The sequence below is a fragment of the Cellulosimicrobium sp. SJTW-1 genome, assembly GCF_047716875.1.
GTDB lineage: Bacteria > Actinomycetota > Actinomycetes > Actinomycetales > Cellulomonadaceae > Cellulosimicrobium > Cellulosimicrobium funkei.
The window spans coordinates 2160759-2182062 of record NZ_CP136680.1; the positions used below are offsets into that span (position 1 = coordinate 2160759).

Genomic DNA, 21304 nt, shown 5'->3' on the forward strand with positions numbered 1-21304 from the left:
ACGCTGCGCCGTCGGCGAGGCGAGCCCACTGACCCGGCCGTAGCGTGGAGCGACCCGCCCCCGGCAGATCGGACCCGCCATGAGCGCACCGGCACGCCACGACGTGCTCGTCCTCGGCGGCGGCAACGCCGGGCTCTCGCTCGCCGGGCGCCTGCGCCGCGACGGCTGCCCCGACGTCGCCGTCGTCGACCCGCGGACCACGCACCAGTACCGGCCGCTGCTCTCCTACGTCGCGTCGGGCATGGCGACCCTCGACGACCTCACCCGGCCGCAGGAGGACGTCGTGCCCGACGGCGTGCGCGTCTACCCCGACCGCGTCGTCGGCGTCGACCCCGAGCGCTCGCTCGTGCACCTCGCGGGCGGGCGCACCCTCGGCTACGGGGACCTCGCGGTCTGCCCGGGGTCGGAGGTCGACTGGGACGCCGTGCCCGGCGCCGAGCAGGCGATGGGCACGCCGTTCGCCGCGACGAGCTACCTGCCCGACCTCGCGCCGAAGACGTGGGAGATGCTGTCGTCGCTCACCTCCGGCACGGTGGTGTTCGCGATCTCGGCGCGGCACGTGCCGTGCTTCCCCGTGGGCCTCAAGCCGCTGTTCGTCGCCGCCGACCACTGGCGCCGCACCGGCGTCCTCGACGCGATCCGGATCGAGCTCGCGGTCGAGTCGCCGCGCCTCGTCGACGACCCGCGCGCGGAGCCCGCGCTGCGCGCCGCCGCCCGGCGCTACGGCGTGCGGGTGCGCACCGCGACGTCGCTCGTGTCCGTCGACGCGACCCACCGCACCGTCCGGCTCCGCGGGCCGCACGGGACCGACGAGGTCTCCTACGACGCGCTCTACGTCGCGCCGCCGCACCGCGCCCCGGCATGGGTCGCCGCGAGCGGGCTCGCGACCCCCGAGAGCGACGGGTTCGTCGCGGTCGACCCCGAGACCCTCCAGCACGTCGCGCACCCGTGCGTCTGGGGGCTCGGAGACGCCGCGGCGGTCGACGCGATGCCGTCGGGCGGCGCCCTGCGCCGGCAGGTGCCCGTCGTGGCGCGCAACATCCAGGCCCGACGGCGCGGCACCCCGATGCAGCGCTACGACGGCTACTCGGTCGCGCCCGTCACGACGTCGCGCGACCGCCTCCTCCTCGCGGAGTTCGACCGGGACCGTCGGCCCGACCCGGGGTTCGGCGTCGTCGACCTCGCGCGCCCGCGCCGCAGCCTGCTGCTGTTCGACCGCTACCTGCAGCCCACGATCTACTGGCGGCGGCTGCTCCAGGGCAAGGTGTCCTGACCCGCGGCACGCCGCAGCACGAAGAAGAACGGGCGGCCCATGCCGCGCGCCTCCATGCACCCGACGAGCGTGTCGTCGTCGACGGCGCGCAGCGCGTCATCGACCGGGAGCGCGTCGTAGGTCATCGCCGCGGTCACCACGCCCCGGTGCACGACGGCGCGCACCCGCGCCCGGGGCGACCGCGTCCGGGTGAGCGGCAGCAACGCCCGCACGACCCGGGCGACCGGCGGTCGGCGCAGCGCCGGGGCCGCCCGCAGCACGAGCGGGAGCGGCACGAACGCGGGGTTGACGTCCACGAGGCCGCCGCCCGCGCCGTCGAACAGGAGGGGGTGCGCGTCGCCGCCGGGCTCGAACCGCTTGCCCGCCCAGCCCAGCGCCTCGAGCGCGCCGTCGAGCACGTGCCCCGTCGGCAGCCCGGAGCCCCACCAGAACCCCGGGAGCGACTCGCCGTCGACGGGCGCGAGGCCGTCGAAGAACGCGAGCGCCCCGGCCGTCGTCGTGCCGCGCGCGAGGTCGTCGAGCGTGCCGGACGGCGCGCGCACCTGCTGCGGGGCGTCGGGGTCGGCCATGCGTCGCTCCTCGGTCGTCCGGGCGGGACCGTCGTCCCGATCCTCGCGCGCGGCGCGGGACGACGCCCGTCGTGCCGCCCCCCGCGGTGACACACTGGTCCCCGTGCAGCACGGCGACATCGAGACCGACCAGGACGCCGCGGCGCACGCGCTCGCCCGGAGCGTCGCGATGCTCCGCCGCGCGGCCGACCACGCGGACCGCTGGTGCTACCTCGCGAGCGGGCGCGAGCTCGACGGGCGGGCCTACGCGTGGGCGTGCGTGCCGCTCGCGGGCGAGGTGGTCGCCGTGCGACAGGTCGTGGGGCTGGAGGACGGGACCTGGCGCCGGTACGCGTACGACGAGGTCGTCGAGGACGACGCGGGGTTCCTCACGGACCAGCCGTTCGGCGACGACGACCTCGCCGGGACCGGCGACGTCCACCCGATCGACGGGGCGGAGTTCGCCGCCCTCTGGGCGCGCGCGGGGACCGCCAGGGCGTGAGCCCGCCCAGCGCCCGCCGTCAGGACGACGACGCCGGCGCGCCGTCCACGGTCTCGTGCCGCTTCTGGCGCGCGAACCGCGCGGGGAGGTCGGGGCCGTCCCAGACCTGGATCGCGCGCCAGATCGACGCCGCGATGGGCACGGCGAGCACGGCGCCCGTGAGGCCCGCGAGCACGGTGCCCGCGGTGAGGGCGATGAGGATCACGAGCGGGTGCAGGCGCAGCGTGCGGCCCATGACGACGGGCTGGAGCAGGTCGCCCTCGAGCTGGTTCACCGCGATGACGATCGCGACCACGATGAGCGCCTCGACCGGCCCGACGGCGACGAGCGCGACGAGCGCGCACAGGACGCCCGCGAGCGTGGCCCCCACGAGCGGGATGAACGCGAGCAGGAACACGAGCACGGACAGCGGGAGGACCAGCGGCACCCCGACGATCGCGAGGCCGATGCCGATCGCGACGGCGTCCACCGCGGCGACGATCGCCGTCCCGCGCACGTAGCCGCCGAGGGTGCGGACCGTCGTCTCGCCGATGCGCTGCCCGCGCGCGTACCGGGCGCCCTCGAACGGACGCAACAGGAACTCCCAGATCGCCGGGCCGTCCTTGAGGAAGAAGAACAGCACGACGATCATCACGAAGAACCCGGCGACGAAGTCGACCGTCTGGGAGGCGCCCGCGAGCGCCCCGGCGCCGACCGCGTCGGACTGGAGCAGGCCGACGAGCGAGTCGCGCACCGAGGCGATCTGCTCCTCGGTGATGTCGAACGGCAGGTTCTGCACGTAGGTCTGGAGCTCGTCGAAGCCCTCGACCGCCTGGTCGCGCAGCTCCGGCCACTGCTTGACGACCGCCGCCGCGACGAGCCACACCACCACGCCGAGCACGACGACGAGCGCGAGCAGCGCCACGACCGTCGCCAGGAACGACGGCACGCCCTTGCGCCGGAGCAGGCCGACGAGCGGCGAGATCGCCGCGGCGAGCACGAGCGCGATGAGGACGGGGATGACGATGAGCGTCAGCCGCGTCACGGCGAACACCGCGACGGCGACGAGCGCGACCAGGGCGAGCACCTGCACCGAGCGCGTGCCCGCGCGACCGAGGCCGTCCGACCAGAGCGCGGACGCCCCCGCCGGCCGCGCGGGCTCGACGGCGCCGGCCCGGTCCGCGGCGGCGTCCGTCTCCCCGCCAGCGGCACGTTCCGCGACGGCGACCCGCTCCGCGGCGGGAGCCTCCCCGGCGCGCTCGTCCGCCCGCTTGCCCGACCGCCGTCTGCCCAGACCCATCCCGCTCCCTCTCTCACCGCACGTGTGACGGCCAGGGTGCCACGATCGGGCGTCACCCGCCGGGTGCCGGGACGGGGCGCCCCGTAGGCTGCGAGGCATGGCGTCCCGCATCAGCGAGCTGGTCCTCGACTGCACCGACCCGGAGCTGCTCGCCCGGTTCTGGTGCGACGTGCTCGGTTACGTCGAGCTCGACCGCGAGGAGGACGGGTCGATCGAGATCGGCCCGCCCGACGTCGGGTTCGGCGGCCCGCAGCCGACCCTCATCCTCAGCCCGAGCACCGACCCGCGCTCCGGCAAGCTCCCGCTGCACCTCGACGTCAACCCCACGGACCGCGACCAGGACGCCGAGCTCGAGCGGCTCCTCGCCCTCGGCGCGCGGCCCGCCGACGTCGGCCAGACGGGCGACGAGCCGTGGCACGTCCTCGCCGACCCCGAGGGGAACGTGTTCTGCCTGCTGCGCCGGCGCCTCGACCCCTGAGGCGTCAGGAGGGCTGCGGGCCGGGTGACGGCACCGCGAGGTCCTGCGTGCCCACGACCCCGAGCAGGCGGATCCTGTCCGCCGCCTCCGTGTCCGGCGCCGCCGTGAGCACGAGGAGCACCTGGAGCTGGTCCTCCGTGGTGAGCGCCTGGCAGTCCACCTCGATCTCCCCGACCACGGGGTGCACGAGCGTCTTGTGGTCCACGAACCGGCGCGCCACCTCCTGCCGGTCCCAGAGCGCCACGAACTCCGGGCTCGTGCGGGACAGGACCCGCACCAGCTCGCCCGCGCGCGACGACGCACCCAGCACCGCGACGGCCGACCGCAGGCTCGCGACGAGCGCGCGGCCCTGCCGGTCCCGGTCGTCGGCCGGGTAGATCGCCCGCGCCGTCGTCGGGTGGGCGAACCACCGGTAGATCTCGCTGCGGTCCCACCCCGAGTACGCCGACGCGTCGCCGTAGAGCGCGCGCGCCAGGTCGTTCTGCGCGAGTGTCTGTGCGAGCGGGTCGAGGATCAGCGCCGGGGTGTCGTCCAGGCGGTCGAGGACGCGCTGCAGCGCGGCAGCCACGTGCCCGGGATCGGTCGCCCGGTCGGGCACCCCGTGCCCGGCGACCCGGTAGAGGTAGTCGCGCTCGTCGTCGGACAGGCGCAGCGCCCGCGCGATCGACGCGAGCATCTGCGTGCTCGGCTGCGGCCCGCGCTGCTGCTCCAGGCGCGTGTAGTAGTCCGTCGACATCAGCGCGAGCTGCGCCACCTCCTCGCGGCGCAGGCCCGGTGCCCGACGGCGCAGCCCGGCCGGGAGTCCCACGTCGCCCGGCTGCAGCGCCTCCCGGCGACGGCGGAGGAAGTCGGCGAGCGCGGCGCGGTCCATGCGCCCATCGTCCGGGGTGCGCGGCGCCCGTGCCAGGGATCGCCGGTCCCCCGTCCACCGGACTCTGCCGCGCCGCGTGCACGGCGCCCAGGATCGAGGCATGGACATCACGAGCAGCACCGTCTTCATCCCCGGCGCGACGAGCGGCATCGGGCTGGCGCTCGCGGTCGCGCTGCACGAGCAGGGCAGCACCGTCGTCGTCGGCGGGCGCCGCACCGACCTCCTGGAGCGGATCGCCGTCGAGCACCCCGGTCTCGACACCGTGCGCATCGACACCACCGACCCCGAGAGCATCGCCACGGCCGCGAAGGAGGTCCTCGACCGCCACCCCGACCTCGACACGCTCGTCACCATGGCCGGCATCATGCGCACCGAGGACTGGCACCACCCCGAGGGCTTCCTCGACACCGCGGAGCAGATCGTCACGACCAACGTGCTCGGCCCGATCCGGCTCGTCGGCGCGTTCGTCGAGCACCTGCAGACCCGGCCGCGCGCGACGATCGTCACCGTGTCGTCCGGGCTGGCGTTCGCTCCGCTCGCGGCCACGCCGACGTACGACGCGTCGAAGGCCGCGATCCACATGCTCAGCGAGGCGCTGCGGCTCCAGCTCGCCGACACGAGCGTCGACGTCGTCGAGCTCGTCCCACCGTCGGTGGCGACCGACCTCATGCCGGGTCAGCGCGAGAGCGCGATCGCCATGCCGCTGGACGAGTTCGTCACCGAGGTCGTCGAGCTGCTGCGCACGCAGCCCGACGCGCACGAGATCCTCGTCGAGCGCGTGAAGTTCCTGCGGTTCGGCGAGGCACGCGGCGACTACGACGACGTCGTGCGGACCCTGAACGCGTCCGACCCCCACGGGCGCTGAGCGGGCTGGTCCGTGACGGCGCAGGACGGGCGACGCGGGAGCCTGGTCAGGAGCGCGTACCAGCGGGCCGGGACGCGAAGAGGTCGAGCCCGAGAGCGCGCGACAGGAGGGCGCCCGCGCGGCGGCCGCGCACGGAGTTCCCCGCGTCGTCGAGCCGCGGGGAGAACGCCGCCACCGCGCCCTTCCCCGGCGACATCATGACGATGCCCCCGGAGATGCCGCTCTTGGCCGGCACCCCGACCTCGAAGAGCCACTCGCCCGACCTCTCGTACATGCCCGTCGAGGCCACCACGCTGAGCGCGTCGCGGGCCATGCCCGCCTCGACCACGCGCTCGCCGGTCGACGGGTTGACGCCGCCGTTGGCGAGCGTGGCGCCCATGACGGCGAGGTCGTGGGCGTCGACGCGCAGCGCGCACTGCCGGGTGTAGAGATCGACGACGGCCCCGGGGTCACCGTGCAGTCGCCCGTGGCTCGCGAGCAGCGAGGCGAGCCCCTCGTTGTGCCGGCTCGTCCGGGACTCGGACCGGTAGACCTCCTCGTCGACGTCGAGGGCGCGCCCGGCGAACCGCGACAGACCGTGCACGAGGAAGTCCCACCGGGCGTCGTCCGTGTCGCCGGGGACCAGACCCGTCGTCGCGAGCGCGCCCGCGTTGACCATCGGGTTCATCGGGTGCCCCTCGCCGTGCTCGATGGCCAGGACCGAGTCGAACGGCACGCCCGTGTTGTCGACGCCGACCCGCTCCAGCACGGCGTCGTGCCCGATCTCCTGGCAGACGAACGCGTACACGAACGCCTTCGATATCGACTGGATCGAGAACCGGTGGCGCACGTCGCCGCGCGCGTGCTCCGCACCCGCCGTGTCGGTGAAGACCACACCGAACAGGTCCGGCTCCGCACCCGCGAGCGCCGGGACGTCCTCGATGACCGTGCCCTCGTCGAGGTCGCGGAAGCGCTCGTACGCGTCGTCGAGAGCGGCCTCGACGACGTCGCGCCCGGGCAGGGTACCGGTGGAGACCCACGGGTCGGGGAGATGGCTCATCCGTCGTGACGCTACCCGGGGCGCGTGCCGCTCGCCCGGGAGGTCAGAACAGCGGCCACGGGACGGCGGGCATGTCGCCCTCCGGTGCGGGGAACCGTGCCGTGCGCAGCAGCCGGTCGCAGCGCTCCGCGAGGGCGGCCACCTCGTCGGGTGCGAGGAGACCGCGCAGGCGGTGGGCGAGGTCGCCGTCGAGGCCCGCGCGCACGCGCTCGACGCCCGTGAGCTCGTCGTCGGCGAGGGGCTCACCGAGCCAGCCCCAGAGCACGGTGCGCAGCTTGGGCTCGACGTGGAAGGTGACGCCGTGGTCGACGCCGAGGCGCCGCCCGTCCGCCAGCGGCAGCACGTGCCCGCCCTTGCGGTCGGCGTTGTTCACGACGGCGTCGAGCACCGCCATGCGCCGCAGCGCCGGCGAGTCCTCGTGCACGACGCTCACCGGGCGGTCGTCCTCGTCGACGCCCTCCAGCACCGTCCGCACGCCGTCGGGCGGCACCTCGTCGGTGGGCACGACGTCGACGGGCGACTGTGCCGCGTCGACGTCCTGCCAGAGCTGCACCATGCCCGGACCGAGCGGCCCGTCGCGCAGCCACGTGCGCGGCACGACTCCCCCGCCGAACACCTCCGAGACGAGGTACGCGGCGACCTCGCGGCCCGCGAGCGTGCCGTCCGGGAAGTCCCACAGCGGCTTCTCGCCCGCGACCGGCTTGTACACGACCGAGACGTCACCCAGCCGGGCGAGGAACGTCGCGTTCGACGCGGCGCGGATCCGCCCGACGACGTCGAGCGGACCCTCGGTCAGGGCGGCGTCGAGCGGGGTGCCGGCAGGGTCGAGACCGGAAGGCGGGACGGCAGGGCCGAGGCCGGGCGGCGAGACAGCGGGGTCGACGTCGGACGGCGCGGCGGCGTCGTCGTGCGGGGTCGTCACGCCTCGCCGGGCAGCGCGCACTCGTGGCCGTCGGGGTCGACCGGCCGGCCGCACAGCGGGCACAGGGGGCGGCCCGCGCTCACGACGGCGCGCGTGCGCTGCGCGAACGCGCGGGCCGTCCCCACGGGCATCTTGACGAGGAGCGACTCGGCGGGCTCCGGCTCGTCGGCCTCGGGGTCGAGGTCGTCGTCGTCCACGAGCGGGAACGCCTCGACGATGACCTGCGCCGTGCGCGGGTCCCAGGTCAGGCGCATCGCGCCCGTGCGGAACTCCTCCTCGACCGGGAGGTCCAGCGGGTCGTCGTCGACGAGCTCGGCCGGGACGTCGGCGGGGACGCTGTACCGGTTGTCGGGCTCCTCCATGAGCTCGTCCAGCAGGCGCTGGATCGTGTCCGCCAGGACGGCGGACTGCTCCTTCTCGAGCGCGACGCTCGTCGTCCGCGTGCCTTCGCGCGCCTGCAGGTAGAACGTGCGGGAACCGGGCGACCCGACGGTCCCCACGACGACGCGGTCCGGCCAGTCGTACTCGTGGACGAGAGTGGGCATGCCCTCACTCTACGAGCGCACGGCCCGTCCGCACGGGACGGCCACGGGTCGGACGTCGGCCCGGCTACCGCGCGGCGTCGGCCTGGCCCGGCCCTGCGCCGCCGCCCACCGGCGCGTCGCCCGCGGGCGCCGCGCTGCGCAGCCAGGAGAGGTCGCCCGCGTCGGTGTTCACTGCCACGACCTCCGGGCGGTGCGGCCCGTACCGGACGACGGAGATCGACGCCGGGCCGACGACGATGCGCTGGAAGAGGTCCAGGTGCACCCCCAGCGCGTCGGCGAGCACGGACTTGATGACGTCGCCGTGCGAGACCGCCGCCCACACCGCGTCCGCGCCGTGACGGGCGGCGACCTCCGCGTCGTGGCGCCGGACCGCCTCGACGCCCCGGGCCTGCATCGCGGCCATCGACTCGCCGCCCGGGAAGACGGCCGCGGACGGCTGCGCCTGCACGACCGACCACAGCGGCTCCTGGGCGAGGTCCTTCAGCGCACGCCCCTGCCACTGCCCGTAGTCGCACTCGGTGATCCCGTGCTCGGTCAACGACTCCGGGTCGTCCGCCTGGTGGTCGAGCACGGCTTGCGCGGTCTGCCGGCACCGCTCCAGCGGGCTGGTGATGACCCGCACGAGCGGCACGCCCGCGACGCGCTCGGCCGCCCGGGCCGCCTGGTCACGCCCGACGGCGTCCAGCGCGACGCCGTCGGCCCGCCCGGCGAGGATGCCGCTCGCGTTCGCGGTGGTGCGGCCATGACGGACGAGCAGGACGGTCGGCATGCCCCGAGCGTAGGCGACAGGGCCCTCACCCCGTGGCGGCGACGTCCGGGGGCGGTGGTACCTCGGCCTGGGTCGAGATCACCCGCGGGGCCAGCTGGTCGGGCAGGGGCGCCAGGCCCGGCCCGCCCGCGCGGATCCAGGAGTGCAGGGCGGCGGTGAGCTCGTCGCCCGCCAGCTGCTCGAACCAGGCGGGGCCGGCGGCGCGCGCGGAGGGCACCGGCCGCACCACGACGACGTCCCCGCGCTCGCACGCGTCGAGGCAGTCGACGACCGTCAGGCGCGCGTCCCCGCTCTCGGCGATCCGGCGCAGACGCTCGAGCTGTCCGCCCGGGCGGGTGTCGGTCGCGCCCAGCGTCTCCCCCGCGCACAGCCCGCACGCCGTGATGCCGGGCACCGTGCGCGCCGGGCGGGGACGACGCCCCCGCTCGTCGGTCGGGATCGACGCCGTCACGCGCCAAAACCTCGGTCACGAACCGCCGTCGCGCCGTGCCCGCTGCGATGTGCTCGGGACATCCTGGCTGTCCTACTTCCTGTCGTGCTGGCGGAACCCGCGGCCCACCGCCGCATATACCCGGTAAGGGTATATGCCTGAGGGGAGGGCCCGCTCGCTCGACCGGCCTGACGCCGTCCTGGATCGGCTTGCCCTGGGTTCGAACCCCCGAAATTGGCTCCGATGAGCAGTGAAGGGTCGCCGCGCACGACCTGAACGCCGTGCACGTTCGGCGCGCTGCTCGACCCTCCGGCATGGGCCGCGGGGCGCGCGCACGTCGGTGCGCACGCCCCGCGGGGCGGGATCAGCTCGAGGCGAGCAGGTCTTCCATGGTGGAGATCTCGGCCTGCTGGGTCCCGACGATCTCCTGTGCCATCGCGACCGCGTCCGCGTTCTCGCCCTCGTCGACCTGGGTCTGCGCCATCTCGACGGCACCCTCGTGGTGGACGATCATCTGCTCGAGGAACAGCTGCCCCGCCTCCGCGCCCTGCGCGGCGTCCAGGGCCTGCATGTCCTCCTCGCTCATCATCCCGTCCATCGACCCGTGGCCCATGGCCTCGTGGTCCATGCCGCCGGACTCCTCCATCGGGGAGCCCCACTCCTCCAGCCACGTGGTCAGCTGCTCGATCTCCGGGCCCTGGGCGTCCTTGATCTGGTTCGCCAGATCCGTGACCTCAGGGTCGACACCGTCCTTGGCCAGGATGACGTCGGACATCTCGATCGCCTGCTCGTGGTGCGGGATCATCATCTGGGCGAACATCACGTCCTGGTCGTTGAACGTGCCGCCCTCCGCCGTGCCGTCCTGCTCCTCGGCCCCGGTCGTGGCGGACGACGGCGCCGCCCCGCTCCCGGGCTCGTCGTCGGTCGAGCACGCCGCCAGGCTCGCGACGGTCACCAGCGCGATCGCCGGCACCAGCACACTCTTGAACTTCATGGGACAGACCTCTCGTCTCGGTACTCAGGAACCACATGCGCCCCGGTGCGGGGCGTATCGGTCGACGCAGGGTGCGTCGACGGCGTGCGGCTCCTACGTCCGAGAGATTCCGAGAAGGTGCAGCGACGGCGCGAGGCCGACGAAGGGCTGAGCGCGCCCCGGTTCGACGAGGCGGGACCAGACGGGGGTGAGGCGTGCCAGGAGGCCGCGCCCGGGGCGCACGAGGGCGAGCAGCACGACCAGCACCATGAGGCACATGGCCGACGCCATCTCGTGCCCGCCGCAGTCGAGGCAGCCACCCTGCTCGTGGTGCCCGGGGCCGTCGTCGGCCACCGGTGCACCCGCGGGGTGGCTCGTCTCGGCGATGACCGCCGCAGGCCCGACGTGGGCCGTCGACGACCCGCTCATCGCGTGCATCGTCACGACGCCGAGAAGCAGCGCAGCGATCAGCAGGGCACCCGAAAGGCCTCGCCGGCGCCCGGCGAGCAGCGAACGGAGTGCGGCCATGAGCTGCATGTCGCCGCCACCCTAGCAAGCGGCCACCCGGTCCGGTCACGGCACGACGAGAAGAGGGACCGACAGGTGCCGGTCCCTCTTCGTGTGTCGGGCTGACAGGATTTGAACCTGCGACCCCTTGACCCCCAGTCAAGTGCGCTACCAAGCTGCGCCACAGCCCGTGGCTGGATCACCGAGCCAGATCCGACCGGATCGGACCCCGTGAAGCCTCGGATACTCTACCCCATCCGTGACGCCTCCAGCGCACCGTTTGCCCCGGTCGGGGCTGTGCGGTCGGTCTCGCCGGAGGTCGCCGCGGCGTCCCGCTCCCCCGTCGGCAGGTGCGCGCGCCACGCGCTCGCGACGATCACCAGGCAGACGGCGGCGATGACCAGGCCGCCGAGGAACATCTGCGCGTACGTCCACCGCACGGACAGCGCCGCGAGCGCCACGGGCACGCAGAACCCGATGTAGGTGAGCGAGTAGTAGACGGCCGTCAGGCCGGCGAGGTCGTCGGGCGTCGCGATGCGCTGGACCTCGCTGAGCCCGGCGACGAGCGCGAGCCCGTAGCCGGCCCCGAGGACCATGGCGGCGACGAGCGCCGTCGGGAGGTCGAGCCGCGCCGAGGCGTAGGCGCCGAAGCCCATGCCGACGACGACGATGGACATCGCCACGACGGACGCCCGCGCGCTGTGCCGGGTGTCGATGAGGCGGCCGAGCACCTGGATGCCGACTCCGCAGCCGAGGCCGAGCACGGTCATGAGCCCGGAGAACGCGATGGGCGCGCTGCCCGCGCTGGCGGACACGAGGCCCGGCAGCACGGCGTAGGCGCTGCCGGCGCACCCGAACACCCAGGGGGCCACGGGCACGACGACGCGCAGGAACCGCCGGTGCGCGACCGCCGGCACGCGCAGGTCGTCGCGCAGCCGGCCCCGGGCTCCGCCGTCGGGCACGACGCGCGTCTCCGGGACGCCCAGCAGCCAGACGCCGGTCGCGACGGCGAGCGCCGCGTGCAGCAGGTAGGCGGTGTGCGTAGGCCAGGGCGCCCACTGGGCGAGCACCGCTGCGACGCCGGCGCCGACGAGGAAGCCCAGCGTGAGGGCGAGGCCCGCGCGGCGGGCGCCGGAGCCGCCGTCGGGCACGCCGGACGCGTGGGCGGCCGCGTCGCTGAGCTCCTTGACCCAGGTGGTGCCGACGGCCATGACGAGGCCCAGCGCGACGCCGCACAGGACGCGCCCTGTCGCGAGCAGCGCGGCGGACGACTCCCCCGCCGCGAGCACGAGGGACCCGACGAGCGCGATCGGCGCGGCGGGCAGGAGCAGCGGGCGGCGCCCGTACCGGTCGGAGAGCGGTCCGCCGAGCAGGAGCGCGGGGACGATCCCGAGCACGTAGGCGGCGAGCAGCGCGTCGACGGTCACCGCGGAGAAGTGCCCGACCTCGCGGTACATGACGAGCAGGGGCGTGAACTCGTTGCCGCCCCACGCGACGGCGAACATCACCGCCGCGACGGCGAGCCACGCCCGCGGTCCGACGGCGGCGCTCGCCCCCGGCGCGGAGGCCTCGCTCGTGGGGTCCGAGGCAGCCGCGCTCACAGGCCGGCCCTCGCGTCCTCGAGGTGGCGCTGGACGCGGCGCTTGTAGGTGCGGGTGTCGCGCACCTCGAGCGCGTCGACGAGCGCGCGGTGCCCGGCGACGAACGTCGTCGCACGGCCCGGGTCCCACCGGACGCTGTGCGCGACCATCCGTTGCTGACGCTCGCGCAGGCTCACGAAGAACGTGGTGAGCAGCGCGTTGCCCCCGGCCGCGACGATCTCCTGGTGGAACCGCGCGTCGAGCGTCGCGCACTCCGCGACGTCCCCGTCAGCGACGGCGGCCTCCTGAGCCGTGACGAGGTCGCGCAGGAGCGCGACGAGGGTGGCGAGCTCGGTGTCGGGCAGGCGGACGACGGACTGGGCGGCGTGCGTCTCGACGAGCAGGCGCGCGTCGAGGACGTCGTCGGCCTCGCCGGGCGCGACCGGCACGACGAGCGCGCCGCGCTTCGGGTAGAGCCGGAGCAGGCCCTCGGCCTCCAGGCGCAGGAACGCCTCCCGGACCGGCGTGCGGCTCACGCCGAGCTGTTCGGCGATCTCGCCCTCGCTCGTCATGGACCCGCCGGGCAGCCTCCCGTCGAGGACGATGGACTTCACGTGCCGGTACGCCTGTTCCGTGGCAGAAGCGCTGGTGGTGCGTGGCATAGATACATGATGCATCTATCGTGTGCACGACATCGACCGCAAACGCTCTCCGGGGCCGTGCGGTTCGACACACCGAGCGCGGAACCCTCAAGTGATAGTTGACGCCGCCCGTTACTTACAGTTTCGGCGAAACTGTAAGTAAGGTGACGTCATGCAAGCAGTTCAGGCGCTCGCTGTCCCAGCGGTAGCTCACGTGAGCCACTACTGGACAGCAGAGAACGACGGCCTCTCGACGCGTGCGCAGGTGGCGGCTGGCTCGGGACCCTACGAGTCCACCATCCCGACCGCCATCGCGGACTACTCCCCCGTACTGACGCCGCAGCAGTCCGCCGACGCCGAGGAAGCAGCCGCCGCTCTCGCACGCTTCGACTCGTACGCCAGCGCAACGCTCGGGCCGGACAACCCCACCCTGGGTCCGATGTCCTCGATCCTGCTGCGCACCGAGTCCGCTTCCTCGTCGCAGATCGAGAACCTCACGGTCGGCGCCAAGCAGCTCGCGCTCGCCGAGATCGACCAGACGACGAGCACCAACGCACGCACCGTCGTCGCGAACGTCCGGGCCATGCAAGCCGCCATCGACCTCGCCGACCGGCTCGACGAGGCCTCGATCCTCACGATGCACCGCGAGCTCCTCGCCGGGCAGCCCGGATGGGAGGAGCACGCGGGGCGCTACCGAGGCACTCTGGTCTGGGTCGGCTCGTCGAGCATCAGCCCGAGAGGCGCGACCCACGTCGGGCCCCAGCCCGAGCTCGTCCCCGGAGCGATGGCGGACCTGATGGCCTTCGTCCGCCGGGAGGACCTTCCCGTCCTCGTCCAGACCGCCGTCGCGCACGCGCAGCTCGAGACGATCCACCCGTTCACGGACGGCAACGGTCGCACCGGCCGGGCCCTCGTGCACGCCATGCTGCGCTCGAAGGGCCTCACACGGAACACCATCGCCCCGGTCTCCGCGGGCCTCCTCATCGACACCGAGGCCTACTTCGACGCGCTCACCGCGTTCCGCGCCGGTGACGCCTGGCCGATCGTCGAGCAGCTCTCCCGCGCGAGCCGGTTCGCCGCGACGGCCGGAGCGCGGCTCGTCGACGACCTCGCAGGACAGGTCGCCACAGCGCGGGAACAGCTTTCCGGGCTGCGGCCCCAGGCCTCCGCCTGGAGCGTCGTGCCGCACCTCGTGGCCCATCCGGTGATCAACGCGGCGTTCCTCCGCGACCACCTCGGGTTCAGTGACGTCACCGCCCAGCGAGCGCTGAGCCAGCTCGCCGATGCGGGTGTCCTCCGCGAGCGCAGCGGCCTCCGTCGCAACCGGGTCTGGCAGCACGAGGGGATCCTCGCCGTCCTCGACCTGTTCGCCCAGCGGATCCGGCGCAGCTGACGACGCCTGGAGGTCCCGGCGGGTGTCGACTACGTCCGCTCGTCCGGTACGGCGCCCTCCGACGGCCCCGTGCCGTCCCGCAGCGCCGCGTCGAGCCGTCGGACCAGCTCGCCGACGCGACCGCCGCCGCCCGGCGCGGGCGGGTAGCGACGCAGCACGGCGACGACCTCGGGCGTCGCGAGCGCCCGCGCGGTGTCGAGCCACCTGCTCGCGACGCTCTCGCCGGACCCGTCCCCGCCCGCGGCGAGCGCGGCGGCGTGCGCCGCGTGGGCCGCGGACCCGAGGACGTGCTTGACCTGGTGGGCGTCGGCGATCGGGTGCAGGTGCGCGGCGCCGGCCGCCGCCATCGCGGCCCGGGCGGCCTCCGCCGCGGCGGGATCGCCCGCCTCCTTCGCCGCGCGCAGTGCCGCCCAGGCGGTGTCGCGCAGCACCTTGCCGCGCGCACCGCCGTCGGCGAACGCGCGGGCCGCGTCGACCGCCTCGCGGGGGCGTGCGTCGTCGGGCCGGACCGCCTCGACGAGCTCCAGCGCCGGCTCCGCGCACCGGGCCGCGTACCCCGTGACCGCCCGCGGGTCCTCGATGCTCAGCTCGACCGCAGCCGCCGTCGTCGTCACCGCTCGCTCCTCGCTCTCGCGCGCTCCCGTCCGGGCCAGGACGCGGAACGCCCTGCGAGCACCGTACCGAGCCGTGCGCCGTCACGTCCCGGCCCGCGGTTCACACGACCGGCCCGGCGCCCCGCGCGACCTGGAGCACCCGGGCGACGCCGGGCTCGTCGGGGTCGTCGGTGATGTCGCGCCCGTCGAGCCAGCACCCGACGACGTGCGCCAGCTCGCCGGGGTGGCTGAAGTTCATCGCGTGCGGAGCGCCCTCGATCGCCGCGACGGTCACGTGCGGGGGCGCGAGCGCTCCGACCTCCCGCACGCGCCACGGCGGCGGCATGAGCGGGTCGCGCGTGCCGAGGACGGCGAGCGTCGGCACGGGGACGCGCAGCACGCGTTCGAGCGAGGGGAACCGGGCGAGCTCGGCGAAGAGCTGGAGCGCGTTGACCGGCCCGAACCGCACGTAGTCGGGCACGGCGACGCGCGCCATGCGCGGGCTCTCGCGCACGGCGTCGCGCGCGAGCTGGGTGAGGGCGCGCCCGAACGGCTGGTTGTGCACGCCCCCGGCGGGCGACGCGAGCACCACGCCGGCGACCCGGTCGGGGGCGGCGTGCGCGACCTCGAGGCTGACGGGCCCGCCCATGGAGTTGCCGAGCAGGACGACCCGGTCGAGCCCGAGGGCGTCGAGCGTCGACAGGAGCGCCCACGCGAGGGCCGGGATGCCGAGCGGGTGGCCCCACTCCTCGCTGCGTCCGTACCCGGGCAGGTCCGGCACGACGGCGGTCGCGCGGTGAGCCAGACGCTCGGCCGTCGGGAGGAGGTAGGTGCCGGAGATGGCGAAGCCGTGCACGTGCACGATCGGCACGGCGCCCGCGACCTCGGGTCCGGAGCGCACGAAGACCTCGCGGCCCTCGACGGTGACGTGGCGCGACGTCCACCCCTCTGCGGCCATACCGCGATCCTCCCAGTCCCCCGCGCCGACCTCGGCGGCGCGGGCGGCGGAGCACCCGCGACGGGTGAGGCGCCGGGACGACCCGGGCGGCGAGCATGGACGCCGGACGGGGGTCGACGTGGAGCAGAGCACGGGTCGCACCGCGGGTCGGCCGACGGCGGCCGACCGGCGCCTCGCGCTGCTCCTGGCCGCCGCCATGTTCGTGCTCGTGGTCGACACGTCGTTCATGAACGTGTCGATCTCCGCCGTCGTGCGCGACCTGGGCACGACCGTGAGCGGCGTCCAGACGGCGATCGCGCTCGAGGCGCTCGTGTCGGCGTCGTTCATCCTCGTGGGCAGCAAGGTCGGCGACCTCGTGGGCCGGCGGCGCGCGTACGTCGTCGGGCTGCTCGCGTACGGGGCGGGCGCGGTGGCGATGACGCTCGCGCAGAGCCTCGTGGCGGTCGTGATCTTCTGGTCGGTCATCGGCGGGCTCGGAGCCGCGCTGCTGCTGCCGGCGATGCAGTCGCTCGTGCACGGCAACTTCGAGGGCACCGCGCGCAAGGCGGCGTACGCGCTCGTGGGCGCGGCGGCGTCGATCGCGGCGGCGGTCGGGCCGCTGCTCGGCGGCGTCATCACGACGACGCTGTCGTGGCGCGTGGCGTTCGGGCTCGAGGCCGTGGTGATCGTCGTCGTCCTCGTGGGCGTGCGGCTCGTGCGCGACGTCCCGTACACGGGCGACCGCGCGGTGGACGTGGTCGGGACGGTCCTGTCCGTCGTCGGGATGGGCGGCGTCGTGCTGGGCGTGCTGGTGTGGCAGGAGGGCGGCGAGGCGGTCGGGGCGCTCGTCCTCGTCGGTGCGCTGGGCTTGGTGGGCCTCGCGTGGTGGCTCGTGCGCCGCGCGCGGGCGGGGCGGACGACGCTCGTCGACCCGGGGCTGTTCCGCTCGCCCGCGTTCCGGATCGGGGTGTCGCAGCAGCTCCTGCAGCAGGTCGCGCTGGGCGGGGCGATGATCGCGCTGCCGATCTTCCTGCAGATGGCGCTCGGGTACGACGCGCTGCTCGCGGGCCTCTCGCTCGCCCCGCTGTCGCTGACGATGTTCGCCGCCGCCCTCGTCGCGGGCAAGCGCCCCGGCCGACGGCGGCCGGCCTCCCGCGTGCTCGCGGGCTTCCTCCTGCTCGTCGTGGGCGTGGTGGCGCTCGTCGCGGTGGTGCCGCGGGCGCCGTCGGGCTGGTGGCTCGCGCTGCCGCTCGTCGTGGCGGGCGCCGGGCTGGGGCTCCTGGTCTCCCAGCTCAACGCGTACACGCTCTCCCCCGTGCCGGAGGAGCGCGCGAGCGAGGCCGCAGGCGTGAGCTCGGCCGCCGGGTCGTTCGGCCTCTCGCTCGGACTCGCCGTCGCGGGCGCGGTCATGCTGGCGTCGCTCGCGGCGGGGTTCACGGCGCGGGCGGAGGCGAGCGACGTGCTGCCCCCGGACGACAAGGAGCAGGTCGCCCGGGTGCTCGAGGACGACGCCGAGATCATGAGCGACGCCCAGCTCGTCGAGCTCCTCGCCGACGAGCCGCCCGCGGTGCGGGCCGAGGTCGTGGCTATCAACGACGACGTGCGGGCGCGGGCGCTGCAGGTCGCGCTCCTCGTGCCCCTCGTCGCGGGGCTCCTCGGCGTCGTCGCGGCGCTGCGCATGCGCCGCCTGCCGGACCCCGAGGTGCGCGAGGGCGAGCCGCCGGTCCTCGGCTGACCCGCGTCGTCGGGATCGTGACCGGACCGAGACCCGGTTCGTTGCTCGTGCTAACCGTCGCGAAACGCCGGGGAAACAGCGACTTGTGAGCATCGCTGACGGCAGGGGGCCCCACCACACGACCGCCGGTCGCGCCGTACCTCCGCGCGCCCGGAGGAAGGACCGCTCGCCCATGACCCGTCCCGTCCCCCGCAGACGGCTCCGCGCCCGCGCCGCCCTCGTCGGCGGTCTCGCGGTCGCCGCGGCGGCCCTCGCCGCCCCCGCGCACGCCGCACCGTCCGTCGCCCAGGTCTCCCTCACGGCGCCCGCGTCGGTCGAGGTCGGCGCGGAGATCACCGTCACGTTCGCCGCGAGCGGCGTCGTCGACCTCTACGCCTACGACCTCGCCGTCGCCTACGACCCCGACCTCGTCGCGCTCGTGGACGACTCCGTCGTGACCCCGGACGGCGGCTTCGCCGACGCGACCGACGACGCGGCCGGGACGGTCGCCGTCACGCACACGCGGCTCGGCACGTCGCCCGGCCTCGAGGGCGACGTCACCCTCGCGACCCTGACGTTCACCGCCGTGTCCGACGGCGTGGCGGCCTTCGCCGTCCCGACCGCCACGCTCGTGGGCGCCGACGCCGGGACGGCGACGCTCACCGACGCCGCGAGCGCCACGACGACCGTCACCGCGGCCGACGTCCCGCCCACGGCGGAGCCGACGGGCGGGACCACCACGCCGCCGGTCGGCGACGGCGGCACCACGCCCCCCGGGGACGACGGCGCGTCCGACTCGTCGTCGTCCCCGTCCGGGTCGGCCTCGGGCGGCCCGCTCGCGTCGACCGGGGCGAGCGTCGCGTGGTTCGTCGGCGCCGCGCTCCTCGCGGTCGCTGTCGGCACGGGCATCCTGCTCGCGCGGCGTCGGGCGGCCACGCGATGACCGGCCCGCTGCCCCGCCCCGACCAGCCGCTCGCGCACCTCGCGCCCGTCCCCTCGAAGGAGCCGTCCGTGACCACGACCCACCGGCGCGCCGCCACCGGCGGGCTCGCCGCCCTGACGATCGGCGGCCTCGTCCTCGGCGTCACGACGGCACCCGCCGCGACCGGTGCGCCCGGCGCCGAGCCCGCGCCGCTCCTCGCCCCCTACTGGACCGCGCTCGACCTCACGGGTGACCAGCAGGTCACGACGGACGACCTCGCGGTCGTCGCCGCGGCGCTCGGCGCGACGTCGGCGGACGCGGTGTGGGACGACGTCGCGCCCGCCGACACGGACGGGGACGGCACGATCACGGTGACCGACCTCGCCGCCGTCTCGCAGCGCATCGTGTACGACGACGGCCCGTTCGAGCTCGTCGAGGCGTCCGTGCTCGACATGCAGGCCGCGATGAACGCGGGCACCACGACGTCGGTCGCGATCACCCAGGAGTACCTCGACCGGATCGAGGCGTACGACACGACGCTCATCGACACGGGCGCGGGCGGGCGACCGCTGCACTCGATCATCAGCACGAGCGACGTCGCGCTGGAGGCCGCAGCGCGCGCCGACGCGGTCCGCGCGACGGACGGCATGACGAGCCTGCTGCTCGGCGTGCCCGTCGCGGTGAAGGACAACTACGACACGAAGGACATGCCCACCACGGGCGGCTGCGGCTGCTGGGACGACAACCGGACGACGACCGACGCGACGATGGTCGAGGGCCTGCGCGCCGACGGCGCGGTGATCCTCGCGAAGGCCAGCCTGGACGAGTTCGCGTTCGGGTTCGCGTCGGAGTTCTCGTCCTTCCAGGGCGCCGGGGCGAGCACGCTCGTCGCGAGCCCGTACGTCACGAGCCGCACGGCCGGCGGGTCCAGCGGCGGCACGGGGGCGGCCGTCGCGGCGAACCTCGCCGGGCTCGGCCTCGGCACGGACACAGGCGGGTCGATCCGCGTCCCGTCGTCGTACAACCAGCTCGTCGGCGTGCGCCCGACGGTCGGCCTCGCGAGCCGCGACGGCATCATCCCGCTCGCGCTGAGCCAGGACACGGGCGGGCCGATGGCGCGCACCGTCCTCGACGCGGCCGTCGCGCTCGACGCCGTCGCCGGGGTCGACGCCGCCGACCCCGTGACGTCGCGCCAGGAGGGCGAGGTCCCGGCGTCGTACACGCAGTACCTGGACGAGGGCGCGCTCGACGGCGCCCGCATCGGTTACGTGCCGTCCATGCTCGGCAGCAATGCGGCGACGCTCCGCCTGTGGGCGCAGACCCGCGCGACGCTCGAGTCGCTCGGCGCGACCGTCGTCGAGGTCACGCCGCCCACCACGTGGTCGCCGGTCCTGCCGAACGGCTTCGCGAGCGTCCTCTCCGAGGGGTCGGGCTCGACGAACGAGTTCAAGCACGACCTCGACGCGTACGTGGCGACCCACCTCGCCCCGCAGGTCGAGGCCCGGACGCTCCAGGGGATCGTCGACTCGGGCCGCTACGTGCCGTCCCGCCGCAGCACGTACGTCTCGCGCGACGCGGTCACCGAGGAGGCGTACCAGGCGTGGGCCGGCCCCGAGGGGTCGCACACCAAGGTGCTCGCCGAGGGCAAGGTGCTCGTCACCGCGATGCTCGACGACGCCGACCTCGACGCGCTCGTCTACCCGAGCGCCAACCCGTACGGGACGATCGGCACCAACCTGCGGCTCAGCCCGAACACCGGGCTGCCCGCCGTGACCGTCCCGGTCGGCCAGGCGGTCGCGACCGACGGCACCGTCACCGGCGGCGGCGTCAACCTCGAGCTGCTCGGCCGCGACTTCGACGAGGGCCCGCTGCTCGGCCTCGCGTACGCGCTCGAGCAGGCCACGCAGGCCCGCACCTCCCCCGCGCTGTACGGCCCGCTCGGCTGAGCGGCCCACCACCGCCGACGGCGGCCGTCCCCTCCCCGGGGGCGGCCGCCGTCGTGCGTCAGGAGAGGTCGCCCACCTCGGCCACGACGCGTTCCGCGAGCGCGGCGAGCGCCGCGAGCTCCGCGGGCGTCGCGAGGTCGACGAGATGGCGGCGCACGGACTCGACGTGCGCAGGCGCCGCCGCGCGGAGGACGGAGAACCCGTGGTCCGTGAGGACGACGACCGCGTTGCGCCCGTCGTCGGGGTCCGGCTCGCGCGCCACGAGGCCGCGCGTCTCCATGCGCGCCAGGTGGTGCGAGAGCCTGCTGCGGGACCAGAGCATGCGGTCGGCGAGCTCGCGGAGCTGCCAGCGGTGCCCGGTCTGCTCCGACAGCGTCGACAGCACGTCGTAGTCCGGCTCCGATAGCCCGGAGTCCAGCGCGAGATCCCGCGCGAGCGCGACCGGCAGGACGGTCTGCATGCGGCGGTACGCGCGCCACGCGCGCTCTTCGTCGGGCGAGAGCCACCGGGGTTCGGCGTCGGTCATGCCACCAGCATCCCACACTCGTTGACATGTCATCGAGTACATGGTCTTATC

At 75.0% G+C, this 21304-nt stretch carries 23 protein-coding genes and 1 tRNA gene; 8 read left to right on the forward strand and 16 right to left on the reverse strand.

Annotation, left to right across the window (positions count from 1 at the left end; all coding sequences use genetic code 11):
• The first annotated feature begins 79 nt into the window (after positions 1-79).
• Positions 80-1273, forward strand: a complete 1194-nt coding sequence (locus RSE42_RS09850; protein WP_415295995.1) for an NAD(P)/FAD-dependent oxidoreductase — start codon at positions 80-82, stop codon at positions 1271-1273.
• On the opposite strand, the gene RSE42_RS09855 is transcribed toward RSE42_RS09850, so the two are convergent.
• Positions 1237-1842, reverse strand: coding sequence for a DUF4334 domain-containing protein (locus tag RSE42_RS09855; RefSeq protein ID WP_415295996.1), 606 nt, complete (start codon positions 1840-1842; stop codon positions 1237-1239). The genes RSE42_RS09850 and RSE42_RS09855 overlap by 37 nt on opposite strands.
• Positions 1843-1945: 103 nt before the next feature.
• Between RSE42_RS09855 and RSE42_RS09860 the strand changes: the two genes are divergently transcribed.
• On the forward strand, positions 1946-2323 hold the full coding sequence (locus RSE42_RS09860) for a hypothetical protein (RefSeq protein WP_415295998.1): 378 nt from the start codon (positions 1946-1948) through the stop codon (positions 2321-2323).
• A 19-nt stretch (positions 2324-2342) separates the two neighbouring features.
• On the opposite strand, the gene RSE42_RS09865 is transcribed toward RSE42_RS09860, so the two are convergent.
• On the reverse strand, positions 2343-3602 hold the full coding sequence (locus RSE42_RS09865) for an AI-2E family transporter (protein WP_043657815.1): 1260 nt from the start codon (positions 3600-3602) through the stop codon (positions 2343-2345).
• Positions 3603-3699: 97 nt separating this feature from the next.
• Between RSE42_RS09865 and RSE42_RS09870 the strand changes: the two genes are divergently transcribed.
• Positions 3700-4080 (forward strand): VOC family protein, encoded by a 381-nt coding sequence (locus RSE42_RS09870; protein WP_114553458.1) that lies wholly within the window; start codon positions 3700-3702, stop codon positions 4078-4080.
• Between the two features lie 4 nt (positions 4081-4084).
• Here RSE42_RS09870 and RSE42_RS09875 read toward each other — a convergent pair whose 3' ends face one another.
• Positions 4085-4951, reverse strand: a complete 867-nt coding sequence (locus RSE42_RS09875; protein WP_396051681.1) for a helix-turn-helix transcriptional regulator — start codon at positions 4949-4951, stop codon at positions 4085-4087.
• Positions 4952-5051: 100 nt separating this feature from the next.
• Here RSE42_RS09875 and RSE42_RS09880 point away from each other — a divergent pair, with 100 nt between their 5' ends.
• Positions 5052-5816, forward strand: coding sequence for an SDR family oxidoreductase (locus RSE42_RS09880; protein WP_396051684.1), 765 nt, complete (start codon positions 5052-5054; stop codon positions 5814-5816).
• A gap of 46 nt (positions 5817-5862) precedes the next feature.
• Here the strand turns inward: RSE42_RS09880 and glsA are convergent, their stop codons facing one another.
• From glsA to RSE42_RS09930, 10 genes are all read right to left on the reverse strand, one after another.
• Positions 5863-6855: a glutaminase A gene (glsA, locus tag RSE42_RS09885; RefSeq protein WP_415296001.1), complete on the reverse strand. Its 993-nt coding sequence runs from the start codon at positions 6853-6855 to the stop codon at positions 5863-5865.
• Between the two features lie 43 nt (positions 6856-6898).
• Positions 6899-7651 (reverse strand): SCO1664 family protein, encoded by a 753-nt coding sequence (locus RSE42_RS09890; RefSeq protein ID WP_144723320.1) that lies wholly within the window; start codon positions 7649-7651, stop codon positions 6899-6901.
• A gap of 122 nt (positions 7652-7773) precedes the next feature.
• Positions 7774-8322 (reverse strand): DUF3090 domain-containing protein, encoded by a 549-nt coding sequence (locus tag RSE42_RS09895; protein WP_034652290.1) that lies wholly within the window; start codon positions 8320-8322, stop codon positions 7774-7776.
• A 64-nt stretch (positions 8323-8386) separates the two neighbouring features.
• Complete coding sequence (locus RSE42_RS09900) at positions 8387-9091, reverse strand: histidine phosphatase family protein (RefSeq protein ID WP_415296003.1); 705 nt, start codon at positions 9089-9091, stop codon at positions 8387-8389.
• Between the two features lie 25 nt (positions 9092-9116).
• The gene (locus RSE42_RS09905; protein WP_415296005.1) at positions 9117-9542 is read right to left on the reverse strand and encodes a hypothetical protein; all 426 of its coding nucleotides are present in this window, start codon (positions 9540-9542) and stop codon (positions 9117-9119) included.
• A 343-nt stretch (positions 9543-9885) separates the two neighbouring features.
• On the reverse strand, positions 9886-10515 hold the full coding sequence (locus RSE42_RS09910; RefSeq protein ID WP_415296006.1) for a DUF305 domain-containing protein: 630 nt from the start codon (positions 10513-10515) through the stop codon (positions 9886-9888).
• Between the two features lie 93 nt (positions 10516-10608).
• Positions 10609-11022 carry a DUF6153 family protein gene (locus RSE42_RS09915; protein WP_144723230.1) on the reverse strand — a complete coding sequence of 138 codons (414 nt, stop codon included), beginning with the start codon at positions 11020-11022 and terminating at the stop codon, positions 10609-10611.
• A gap of 96 nt (positions 11023-11118) precedes the next feature.
• Positions 11119-11192: transfer RNA gene (locus tag RSE42_RS09920), tRNA-Pro, on the reverse strand.
• A 57-nt stretch (positions 11193-11249) separates the two neighbouring features.
• The gene (locus RSE42_RS09925; RefSeq protein ID WP_415296009.1) at positions 11250-12602 is read right to left on the reverse strand and encodes an MFS transporter; all 1353 of its coding nucleotides are present in this window, start codon (positions 12600-12602) and stop codon (positions 11250-11252) included.
• Positions 12599-13243, reverse strand: a complete 645-nt coding sequence (locus tag RSE42_RS09930) for a GntR family transcriptional regulator (protein WP_415296010.1) — start codon at positions 13241-13243, stop codon at positions 12599-12601. The genes RSE42_RS09925 and RSE42_RS09930 overlap by 4 nt, the downstream gene beginning before the upstream one ends.
• Positions 13244-13394: 151 nt before the next feature.
• Here RSE42_RS09930 and RSE42_RS09935 point away from each other — a divergent pair, with 151 nt between their 5' ends.
• Complete coding sequence (locus RSE42_RS09935) at positions 13395-14615, forward strand: Fic family protein (RefSeq protein WP_415296011.1); 1221 nt, start codon at positions 13395-13397, stop codon at positions 14613-14615.
• A 29-nt stretch (positions 14616-14644) separates the two neighbouring features.
• Here the strand turns inward: RSE42_RS09935 and RSE42_RS09940 are convergent, their stop codons facing one another.
• The gene (locus RSE42_RS09940) at positions 14645-15229 is read right to left on the reverse strand and encodes a putative immunity protein (protein WP_415296013.1); all 585 of its coding nucleotides are present in this window, start codon (positions 15227-15229) and stop codon (positions 14645-14647) included.
• Positions 15230-15329: 100 nt separating this feature from the next.
• Entirely contained in the window at positions 15330-16166 is an 837-nt protein-coding gene (locus RSE42_RS09945) for an alpha/beta fold hydrolase (RefSeq protein ID WP_051028337.1), read from the reverse strand.
• Between the two features lie 196 nt (positions 16167-16362).
• Here RSE42_RS09945 and RSE42_RS09950 point away from each other — a divergent pair, with 196 nt between their 5' ends.
• The 3 genes from RSE42_RS09950 (at position 16363) to RSE42_RS09960 (ending at position 20727) form a co-directional block, all read left to right on the forward strand.
• The gene (locus RSE42_RS09950) at positions 16363-17880 is read left to right on the forward strand and encodes an MFS transporter (RefSeq protein ID WP_415298878.1); all 1518 of its coding nucleotides are present in this window, start codon (positions 16363-16365) and stop codon (positions 17878-17880) included.
• Positions 17881-18052: 172 nt separating this feature from the next.
• Positions 18053-18802 (forward strand): cohesin domain-containing protein, encoded by a 750-nt coding sequence (locus RSE42_RS09955; RefSeq protein ID WP_415296015.1) that lies wholly within the window; start codon positions 18053-18055, stop codon positions 18800-18802.
• A gap of 68 nt (positions 18803-18870) precedes the next feature.
• Positions 18871-20727 (forward strand): amidase family protein, encoded by a 1857-nt coding sequence (locus RSE42_RS09960; protein WP_415296017.1) that lies wholly within the window; start codon positions 18871-18873, stop codon positions 20725-20727.
• 58 nt (positions 20728-20785) lie between these two features.
• On the opposite strand, the gene RSE42_RS09965 is transcribed toward RSE42_RS09960, so the two are convergent.
• On the reverse strand, positions 20786-21253 hold the full coding sequence (locus RSE42_RS09965; protein WP_034656327.1) for a MarR family winged helix-turn-helix transcriptional regulator: 468 nt from the start codon (positions 21251-21253) through the stop codon (positions 20786-20788).
• Between the last annotated feature and the right edge of the window lie 51 nt (positions 21254-21304).

What these genes read in the sequence shown, in the direction of transcription:
- RSE42_RS09850 (WP_415295995.1), top strand. Translation starts at nt 80, where the DNA reads ATGAGCGCACCGGCACGCCACGACGTGCTCGTCCTCGGCGGCGGCAAC.
- RSE42_RS09855 (WP_415295996.1), bottom strand. Translation starts at nt 1,842, where the DNA reads ATGGCCGACCCCGACGCCCCGCAGCAGGTGCGCGCGCCGTCCGGCACG.
- RSE42_RS09865 (WP_043657815.1), bottom strand. Translation starts at nt 3,602, where the DNA reads ATGGGTCTGGGCAGACGGCGGTCGGGCAAGCGGGCGGACGAGCGCGCC.
- RSE42_RS09870 (WP_114553458.1), top strand. Translation starts at nt 3,700, where the DNA reads ATGGCGTCCCGCATCAGCGAGCTGGTCCTCGACTGCACCGACCCGGAG.
- RSE42_RS09875 (WP_396051681.1), bottom strand. Translation starts at nt 4,951, where the DNA reads ATGGACCGCGCCGCGCTCGCCGACTTCCTCCGCCGTCGCCGGGAGGCG.
- RSE42_RS09880 (WP_396051684.1), top strand. Translation starts at nt 5,052, where the DNA reads ATGGACATCACGAGCAGCACCGTCTTCATCCCCGGCGCGACGAGCGGC.
- glsA (WP_415296001.1), bottom strand. Translation starts at nt 6,855, where the DNA reads ATGAGCCATCTCCCCGACCCGTGGGTCTCCACCGGTACCCTGCCCGGG.
- RSE42_RS09895 (WP_034652290.1), bottom strand. Translation starts at nt 8,322, where the DNA reads ATGCCCACTCTCGTCCACGAGTACGACTGGCCGGACCGCGTCGTCGTG.
- RSE42_RS09900 (WP_415296003.1), bottom strand. Translation starts at nt 9,091, where the DNA reads ATGCCGACCGTCCTGCTCGTCCGTCATGGCCGCACCACCGCGAACGCG.
- RSE42_RS09910 (WP_415296006.1), bottom strand. Translation starts at nt 10,515, where the DNA reads ATGAAGTTCAAGAGTGTGCTGGTGCCGGCGATCGCGCTGGTGACCGTC.
- RSE42_RS09915 (WP_144723230.1), bottom strand. Translation starts at nt 11,022, where the DNA reads ATGGCCGCACTCCGTTCGCTGCTCGCCGGGCGCCGGCGAGGCCTTTCG.
- RSE42_RS09930 (WP_415296010.1), bottom strand. Translation starts at nt 13,243, where the DNA reads ATGCCACGCACCACCAGCGCTTCTGCCACGGAACAGGCGTACCGGCAC.
- RSE42_RS09935 (WP_415296011.1), top strand. Translation starts at nt 13,395, where the DNA reads ATGCAAGCAGTTCAGGCGCTCGCTGTCCCAGCGGTAGCTCACGTGAGC.
- RSE42_RS09945 (WP_051028337.1), bottom strand. Translation starts at nt 16,166, where the DNA reads ATGGCCGCAGAGGGGTGGACGTCGCGCCACGTCACCGTCGAGGGCCGC.
- RSE42_RS09950 (WP_415298878.1), top strand. Translation starts at nt 16,363, where the DNA reads ATGTTCGTGCTCGTGGTCGACACGTCGTTCATGAACGTGTCGATCTCC.
- RSE42_RS09955 (WP_415296015.1), top strand. Translation starts at nt 18,053, where the DNA reads ATGACCCGTCCCGTCCCCCGCAGACGGCTCCGCGCCCGCGCCGCCCTC.
- RSE42_RS09965 (WP_034656327.1), bottom strand. Translation starts at nt 21,253, where the DNA reads ATGACCGACGCCGAACCCCGGTGGCTCTCGCCCGACGAAGAGCGCGCG.